At 71.5% G+C, this 7,687-nt stretch carries 7 protein-coding genes and 2 pseudogenes; 4 read left to right on the top strand and 5 right to left on the bottom strand.

What is annotated here, in order from left to right:
* Window positions 1–441: pseudogene (locus CA983_RS37570) on the bottom strand (hypothetical protein); the annotation flags it as partial.
* A 163-nt stretch (window positions 442–604) separates the two neighbouring features.
* Window positions 605–2,079, bottom strand: a pseudogene (locus tag CA983_RS37565) (glycoside hydrolase).
* Window positions 2,080–2,321: 242 nt separating this feature from the next.
* On the opposite strand from CA983_RS37565, the gene CA983_RS37560 reads away from it, so the two are divergent.
* The 3 genes from CA983_RS37560 (at window position 2,322) to CA983_RS37550 (ending at window position 4,488) form a co-directional block, all read left to right on the top strand.
* Window positions 2,322–2,633 (top strand): DUF6412 domain-containing protein, encoded by a 312-nt coding sequence (locus tag CA983_RS37560; protein WP_086605204.1) that lies wholly within the window; start codon window positions 2,322–2,324, stop codon window positions 2,631–2,633.
* A gap of 132 nt (window positions 2,634–2,765) precedes the next feature.
* Window positions 2,766–3,473 carry a YidC/Oxa1 family membrane protein insertase gene (locus tag CA983_RS37555; protein ID WP_086605203.1) on the top strand — a complete coding sequence of 236 codons (708 nt, stop codon included), beginning with the start codon at window positions 2,766–2,768 and terminating at the stop codon, window positions 3,471–3,473.
* Window positions 3,474–3,630: 157 nt separating this feature from the next.
* Window positions 3,631–4,488, top strand: a complete 858-nt coding sequence (locus CA983_RS37550) for a fumarylacetoacetate hydrolase family protein (protein WP_086605202.1) — start codon at window positions 3,631–3,633, stop codon at window positions 4,486–4,488.
* Between the two features lie 91 nt (window positions 4,489–4,579).
* On the opposite strand, the gene CA983_RS37545 is transcribed toward CA983_RS37550, so the two are convergent.
* From CA983_RS37545 to CA983_RS37535, 3 genes are all read right to left on the bottom strand, one after another.
* The gene (locus CA983_RS37545; protein WP_086605201.1) at window positions 4,580–5,449 is read right to left on the bottom strand and encodes an LLM class F420-dependent oxidoreductase; all 870 of its coding nucleotides are present in this window, start codon (window positions 5,447–5,449) and stop codon (window positions 4,580–4,582) included.
* Window positions 5,450–5,556: 107 nt separating this feature from the next.
* Complete coding sequence (locus CA983_RS37540) at window positions 5,557–6,090, bottom strand: heme-degrading domain-containing protein (protein ID WP_086605200.1); 534 nt, start codon at window positions 6,088–6,090, stop codon at window positions 5,557–5,559.
* Complete coding sequence (locus tag CA983_RS37535) at window positions 6,087–7,202, bottom strand: Gfo/Idh/MocA family oxidoreductase (RefSeq protein ID WP_086605199.1); 1,116 nt, start codon at window positions 7,200–7,202, stop codon at window positions 6,087–6,089. Before CA983_RS37535 ends, CA983_RS37540 begins: the two co-directional genes overlap by 4 nt.
* A gap of 149 nt (window positions 7,203–7,351) precedes the next feature.
* Between CA983_RS37535 and CA983_RS37530 the strand changes: the two genes are divergently transcribed.
* The coding region (locus CA983_RS37530) for a winged helix-turn-helix transcriptional regulator (protein WP_143645675.1) at window positions 7,352–7,687 on the top strand (336 nt) is incomplete at its 3' end.

Genomic DNA, 7,687 nt, shown 5'->3' with positions numbered 1-7,687 from the left:
GAGGAGGGGGTGGGTCGGCTGCGGGGGTTCCGGGACGTCGGTCAGGAGGAGGCGTACGGCCTCCGTGAACGTGTCGTGCGCCGCTTCCAGCTCGTCGTGGGACTCCAGGGCCTCGGCGACGATCACCCAGGGGGCCGGGTCGCGCGGGGACGCCACCCGGACGCCCTCGATGATCGCCCTGGCCTCGGCCTCGTGGCCGTACTCCCAGAGGTTCGACGCCTTGAGCGCCCGTACCAGGTGGGGGTTCTCCAGGCCGTCCGTGGAGGACAGCAGACGGTCGTAGAGGGCCGTGGCCGTGGGGCGGTCGCCGGCGAGTTCCAGGTGGGCCGCGGCGCGCAGCAGCAGGGCCTCGGAGTCCTCGGGATACAGGCCGGCGGTCCGCTCCAGGCGTGCCGCCTCGGCGGTGTGGTCGACGGTTTCGGCAGGCGTGTCGGGGCGCATGGGGGACACCGTACTGCCGGGAGGTGACGAGCGTGAGAGATGCGCGGGCCATACCTCTGGCCTGCGCGGGTTCCCCATGCTTGTCATGCCGGCTCTACAGATCGTCCCGAATCGTCGCCATGACGTCGCCATGACGTCGCCATGACGTCGGCATGCCGTTGGCCTACAGCGTCACGCCGTCTATTTGCAGCGTTTGGACCGACTTTGCCGCGAAGGGGACGCTGACCGACTTTCCGTTCAGGCGGATGTCCGAGCGGGGGGTGTAGAGGTCGCCGCCTCCCGTCGTCACCGTGTTCCAGCGGGGCACCGTGCCGTTCGTGCCGCCCGTCACCGTCGAGAAGCGGGAGAGGTCGAAGGTGAGGGTCTGGGCCGAAGTCGCGGTGTTCACCGCGACGATCACCAGGCGGCGGGCGGACGCCGAGTACGCCGCCACCGCGTAGCTCACGCCCGTGTCCAGGATCGTCATGCCCGGGCGGATGTGGCGGCTGAACTGGGCCAGTACGTAGTGCTTCGTCTGGACCGTGGTCGGCTGGAGGGTGTTCGCGTCGTAGGCGATCATCGCCCAGCCCGTCGACGGGTCCATGACCTGCCAGTAGCACCACGCCGTGGGGTGCAGCCAGCGGAAGTCGTAGCAGAGGTTCGACGCCATGGTCAGGCCCGTGCCGTCGCTGTCGCCCGTCTCGGAGTTCCACAGCTTCTTGCGGGACGTCGTCACCACGTCCGTGTAGAGGAGGTCGCGGCGGCCGCCGGAGCCCTGGTAGCCGTGCACGTTGACCTGGGAGACCAGGGCCTTGGTCGACGAGTTGAAGGACGCCCACGTCGAGCGGGCCGTGTCGTAGTTGGTTTCGTCCGAGGCCGCGATGCGGATGCCCGTGAGGCCTCGCTTGTCCAGCTCGCTGCGCATGTACGGGAGTACGGCCGCCTGGACCGCGGGGTCCATGTGACAGCCCTCCTGGGTGCCGGTCGCGGTCCACCAGGTGGAGGCCGGCTCGTTGAAGGGTCGACCGTCGCGAAGTTCACGCCCCAGTTGTTGCGCGCGTACAGGGCCGTCGCCGCCAGGTGGGAGGCGTGCTGGCGGTAGTTCCAGGTCTGCAGGTTGTTGCCGCCGCCCGCCGCGCCCGAGGGGTTGTGGTTGCTGCACATCCACCACATCGGGGAGTTGGCGAAGAGTTCCGTGATCGCGCCGCGCTGCGTCGCCTTCACCAGCATCGCGCGCTGGTTGGCGTCCGCCGACCACTTCCAGGCCGAGGAGGCGGGGTCCTCGTTGTTCCAGTCCTGCCAGAAGCCCTCGATCTGCTTGAAGGCGGGGATGTTCGGTGATTCGACCATCGTCTCGCCGCCGACGGTGTTCCAGCTGCACGCGCCCAGGTTGTAGCGGGCGATGTTGAGGCCCAGGCCGGGGAGCGATCTGCCGTTGTACGTCACCGACTTGGTGGTGAAGAAGAGGTCCGAGAAGTCGTCTCGGGCGCCGAAGACGTTGGCCCACCAGGCGAGGGAGGTGCCCCAGCCCTCCCAAGTGCCGTACGTCGTCGAGGGGTTGACGGCGATGGTGGCGTCCGCGTGCGCGGTGCCTGTCGCCAGGGCGCTGCCGAGGAACGTACCGCCTGCTGCGGTCAGCAGGGTTCTGCGTCGTATCACGGCTCCTCCGTAGGGGAATCGGGGCAGGCGCCGGTCCCCCCGGCCCGGCGTCGCGGGTTGGCCCGTTGATGGCAACGAGAAGCATCGGGTGTGGCGGGTGGGTTGTCGAGAGTTGCGACGAACCTTTCTAAAACCCGTGTACGAAGTCTCGGACGTGACCGTCGGAGCGATCCTGTATAACGAACAGAGGGAAGAGAACGGGTAGTCGAGTGAGCTGGCGAGTGTTCGGGAGGAGGGGGCCGATGGTCCGCGGTTGGACGAGTCTGCGTCCCGCTCTCGTGCTGCTCTTCCTGGTCCTGGAAGTGGCGCTGCTGGACACCGGCAGCCTCTACGCCACCGTCGCGCTCGCCGCCACCGCCGCGGCCTCTGCCGCGCTCGCGGTCTGTGCCCTCGTCGGCTCGCGCTGCGCGCCCGCCGTGCCGCGCACCCGCGTGCGCACGGCCATCCGCGACCGTGACCTCCGTACGGCGTTCCTGCCCCAACGCGATCCCGACGCCCGGGGGCGCACCCGGCCCCGGGCACCCGGACACGCCCTCCGGGCGACCTTCGCGTAGGGGCCACATCCAGGCGCACCCAGGTACTTTCACGGGCACCTGCACGGGCGCGTTCCCGTAGCCGGCCCCGCGCGGGTCGTCATGCCGCCAAGTCCCACTCCCGGCACGACGAGACCCCCGGAGGGCTCACCCATGTCCGTCTTCGCCCACCTGGTCGAGCGACTCGCCGACCTCCTCCAGCCGCTGTTCGGCGCCGGTGCGGCCGCCGCCGCGATCGTCCTGTTCACCGCGCTCGTACGACTCCTCGTCCACCCCCTGTCCCGGGCCGCCGCGCGCGGCCAGAAGGCCCGGACCGCGCTCCAGCCGAAGATCGCCGAGCTGCGGAAGAAGCACGGGAAGAACCCCGAGAAGCTCCAGCGGGCCGTGCTGGAGCTGCACGCCGAGGAGAAGGTGTCGCCGCTGGCCGGCTGCCTGCCCGGGCTGCTCCAGGTGCCCGCGTTCTTCCTGCTCTACCACCTGTTCTCCAGCGACACGATCGGCGGGCGGGCCAACGAGCTGCTCGACCACCAGTTGTTCGCCGCGCCGCTGGGAGAGCGGTGGGTGGACGCGCTCCAGGGTGGTCTCCTCGATGGGGCGGGGCTCGTCTACGCCGGGCTGTTCGCGGTCGTCGCCGGGGTCGCCGCGTTCAGCTACCGCCTCAGCAAGCGCATGATGGCCGCGAACCCGGCGCTCCCGGCCGGCGGTGAGCAGGTGGCGGGGCTCGGGGCGGTGACCAAGGTGATGCCCTTCATGTCCTTCTTCACGCTCGTCACCGTGGCCGTCGTGCCGCTGGCCGCCGCGCTGTACGTCGTGACCAGTACGACGTGGAGTGTCGTCGAGCGCGCTGTGCTGTACCGGTAGGCGGTAGCCGGTTCCGATACGTGACGGTCCAGTACGTGAACTGGGTATTGCGGAGTGCACTCCCAGCTTGGAGGATCGACCAGTCCTCCGATGGCTGCCCCGCCGCATCCGGGTCGCAGGCCTCGGGCGGGCACCCGCGATCGAGGGAGACGTGATCATGAAGCTGCTGCGAGTCGGTACGGCGGGGACCGAGCGGCCCGCACTGCTCGACGCCGACGGGACCCTGCGGGACCTGTCGGGCGTCGTGCCGGACATCGACGGGGCGCTGCTCGCGGACGACGCGGCGCTCGGTCGGGTCCGTGCCGCCGCCGACGCCGGTGAGCTGCCCGTCCTGGACGCCACCGGGCTGCGGATCGGGCCGCCGCTGGGACGGATCGGCAAGATCGTCTGCATCGGGCTGAACTACCACGACCACGCGCGCGAGACGGGTGCCGAGCCGCCCGCCGAGCCGGTCGTCTTCATGAAGGCGCCGGACACGGTGATCGGGCCGAACGACACGGTGCTCGTGCCGCGCGCGTCCCGCAAGACCGACTGGGAGGTCGAGCTGGCCGTCGTCATCGGGCGTACGGCCCGGTACCTGGGGTCCGCGGAGGAGGGGCTCGCGCATGTCGCCGGATACGCGGTGGCGCACGACGTGTCCGAGCGGGAGTTCCAGATCGAGCGGGGCGGGACCTGGGACAAGGGGAAGAACTGCGAGACGTTCAACCCACTGGGGCCGTGGCTGGTGACGGCGGACGAGGTGCCGGATCCGCAGCGGCTGTCGCTGCGGCTGTGGGTCAACGGGGAGTTGAAGCAGGACGGCACGACGGCCGAGCAGATCTTCCCGGTGGGGGAGGTCGTGCGGTATCTCAGTCAGTTCATGACGCTGTACCCCGGGGATGTGATCAACACGGGGACGCCGGCGGGGGTGGCGCTGGGGGCGCCCGAGCCGAAGCCGTTCCTGCGGGCCGGGGATGTCGTGGAGCTGGAGATCGAGGGGCTCGGGCGGCAGCGGCAGGAGTTCAAGGACGCGTAGGCGCTCCGCTGGGTGAGCCGRGGAAACTGCGGCCGGCTTCCGGCTGCGGGCCGTACGTGGCCGTCGCKCAGTTCCCCGCGCCCCTGAAGGGTCAGCCCAGCAGCAGAGTTGCCAGGTCGCGCCAGGCCTTCCTCGGGAGGGCGTCGCGCGGTTCGCCGTCCAGGACCTGGAGGGCGAGGTGGTCCGCTCCGGCGTCGTAGAAGGCGTCGATCTTGGTGCGGATGGCCGTCTCGTCGCCCCAGGCGAACAGGGCGTCGACGAGGCGGTCGCTGCCGCCGTCCACCAGGTCGTCCTCGGTGAAGCCGTGGCGGAGGAAGTTGTTGGTGTAGTTCGGCAGCGGGAGGTAGATCTCGAGGAACTCGCGGGCCAGGGCGCGGGCACGGGCCGGGTCCGTCTCCGGGATGACGCCCAGCTCCGGGGCCAGCAGCGGGGCCTCGCCCAGGATCTCGCGGGCGTGCGCGGTGTGCTCCGGGGTGACCAGGTACGGGATCGAGCCCGCCGCCCGGTCGCGCGCCAGCCGGAGCGACTTCGGGCCCAGGGCGGCCAGGAGGCGGCGGTCCGCCGGAACTCCGGCGGCGTCCAGGCCGTCGAGGTGGTCGACGAGGGCCGAGTAGGGGCGGGAGTACTGCTCCACGCGCTTGGCGTGGCTCACTCCGAGGCCCAGCAGGAAACGCCCGGGGTGGGCCGACTCCAGGTCCCCGAAGGCCGTGGCGGCGGCGTCCGGCTCGTGCTGCCAGATGCTCTGGATGCTGGTGCCGACGGTGAGCTTCGAGGTCGCCTCGATCAGCGGGGCGGCGTTGGCGGCGGAGCTGTTGCCGCCCAGCCAGACGGCGCCGTAGCCGAGCTCCTCCAACTCGGCGGCGGCCTCCGCGAGCTCGCCGCGCCGGTCCGGGTCCTCCGAGCGCAGGCCTACGCTCCAGATGCCGTACCGGCCGACGGTTTCCTTCAGAGCAGTGGTCATCGGTGGGGATCCCTCCGGTTGGGCGCCGTATGTGATCATGCGTACAGCAGGTGCCAACCGGAGGGACCCGGCAGTAATTCCGAGCCGGTGCGGGTGATTTCGGGGCGCTAGCGGTCCTTGCCGAGGAACTCCTCCAGCGCGTCCACCACGAACCGGTGGTCCTGGAGCTGCGGCAGCCCGGACACCGTCACCGCGCCGATCACGCCGACGCCCTCGACGGTGATCGGGAAGGAACCGCCGTGTGCCGCGTAGGTGTCGGGGTCGAGGCGCGAGGACTCCTCGAACGTCGTGCCCTTGGCGCGGAAGCGGGCGCCCACCAGGTAGGAGGCGGAGCCGTAGCGCTCGACCACCCGGCGCTTGCGCTCGATCCAGGCGTCGTTGTCGGGCGTGGAGCCGGGCAGCGCCGCGTGGAAGAGCTGCTGGCCGGCGCGGTGGATGTCGATCGCGACCGGGGCCTGCCGCTCCCGGGCCATGCCGACGAGGAGCGAGCCGAGCGCCCAGGCGTCGTCGTGGGTGAACTGGCGGAACACCAGGCGGCGTTCCTCCCTCTCCAGCTCCTCCAGGCTCGGGGTGAGCTCCGGGTGGATCTTCGGGGTCAGCTCCTGGCTGTGCGAAGGGTTGTGCGCGCTCTTGTGTGTCACAGGGTCACCGTCACCTTCTCGCGGGCGGAACGACGGGCGGCTTCCAGTACGTCCAGGGCGGCGGCGGCCTCCCGTGCGGTCACCGGGTTCGGGGCGCCCTCCAGCAGGGCCTTCGCCACGGCCGCATAGTAAGCGGGGTAGTCGCCCGGGAGGGTGGGTTCGGGGCGGCCGCCTCCCGTGACCGGGGACTCGCCGGAGCCCACGCGGCCCCACAGCGCCTCGGGCTCCACGCCCCAGCCGGGCCCGGGGCGGTGACCTTCGCGCAGGGCCGCCTCCTGGGGGTCGAGGCCGTACTTGACGTAGCCGGCGGCGGAGCCCAGGACGCGGAAGCGGGGTCCGAGCTGGGCGGTCGTCGCGGAGACGTAGAGGTGGGAGCGGACGCCGCTGGTGTGCGTGATGGCGATGAACGTGTCGTCGTCCGTCTCGGCGCCCGGGCGGCGGATGTCCGACTCCGCGTACACGGCGGCCGCCGGGCCGAAGAGGACCAGGGCCTGGTCGACGACATGGCTGCCGAGGTCGTACAGCAGACCTCCGATCTCTGCGGGGTCGCCGGACTCCCGCCAGCCGCCCTTCGGCTTCGGACGCCAGCGCTCGAAGCGGGACTCGAAGCGCCAGACGTCGCCCAACTCGCCCTCGGCCAGCAGCTTGCGCAGGGTGAGGAAGTCGTTGTCCCAGCGGCGGTTCTGGAAGACGGAGAGGAGCAGGCCGCGGTCCTCGGCCAGGGCGGCCAGCTCGCGGGCCTCGGCCGCCGTGCCCGCGACGGGCTTGTCGACCACGACCGGCAGACCCGCCTTGAGCGCGGTCGTCGCGAGCGGCACGTGCGTCTTGTTCGGGGACGCCACGACGATCAGGTCCAGCTCCCCGGCCCGTTCGAACAGCTCGTCCGGGCCGGCGGCGACGCGCACGTCCGGGAACTCGGCGCGGGCCTGCTGTTGCCGCTCGGGGTTCGAGGTGACCACCGTGTCGAGGGCGAGGCCCTCGGTGGCGGCGATCAGCGGGGCGTGGAAGACGGAGCCGGCGAGGCCGTAGCCGACGAGGCCGACGCGGAGGGGCGAGCCGGGAGTGCCGGGTGTGCCGGGTGTACCCGATGTCCCGAGGGGTGTGCCAGTCATGGCACCACTTTGGCAACGCTGTTGCCAAAGTGCAAGCGCCGGGGACAATGGGGGGCGTGAACAGGGCGAACGACCGTACGGGCGCAGTGGGCGCAGTGGGCGCAGTGGGCGGAGCGGGCGGAGTAGGCGGAGTAGGCGGAGTGGGCGGCATGGCCGGCCCAGGGGCCGGAGCGAACCTGCTCGCCCTGCGCAGCCACAACGCCGCGCTGGTGCTCGACCTGCTGCGGACGGCCGGGTCCGAGGGCATCAGCCGGCTCGAACTCGCCGAGCGGACCGGCCTCACCCCACAGGCGGTCAGCAAGATCACGGCCCGGCTGCGGGAGGACGGGCTCGCGGCGGAGGCGGGGCGCCGCGCGTCGACTGGGGGCAAGCCGCGCACGGTGCTGCGGCTGGTGCCCGAGGCGGGGCACGCGGTGGGCGTCCACCTGGACCGGGACGAGGTCAGGGCCGTGCTCGTGGATCTGCGCGGGACGGTGGTGGGGGAG

The organism is Streptomyces swartbergensis (assembly GCF_002148965.1).
Lineage (GTDB): Bacteria > Actinomycetota > Actinomycetes > Streptomycetales > Streptomycetaceae > Streptomyces > Streptomyces swartbergensis.
The sequence above is the reverse complement of the archived record's forward strand: the minus strand, read 5'-3'. Positions and strand labels throughout refer to the sequence as shown.

Coding starts and splice junctions, on each gene's coding strand:
- CA983_RS37560 (WP_086605204.1), top strand. CDS start 2,322: ATGGTCCGCGGTTGGACGAGTCTGCGTCCCGCTCTCGTGCTGCTCTTC.
- CA983_RS37555 (WP_086605203.1), top strand. CDS start 2,766: ATGTCCGTCTTCGCCCACCTGGTCGAGCGACTCGCCGACCTCCTCCAG.
- CA983_RS37550 (WP_086605202.1), top strand. CDS start 3,631: ATGAAGCTGCTGCGAGTCGGTACGGCGGGGACCGAGCGGCCCGCACTG.
- CA983_RS37545 (WP_086605201.1), bottom strand. CDS start 5,449: ATGACCACTGCTCTGAAGGAAACCGTCGGCCGGTACGGCATCTGGAGC.
- CA983_RS37535 (WP_086605199.1), bottom strand. CDS start 7,202: ATGACTGGCACACCCCTCGGGACATCGGGTACACCCGGCACACCCGGC.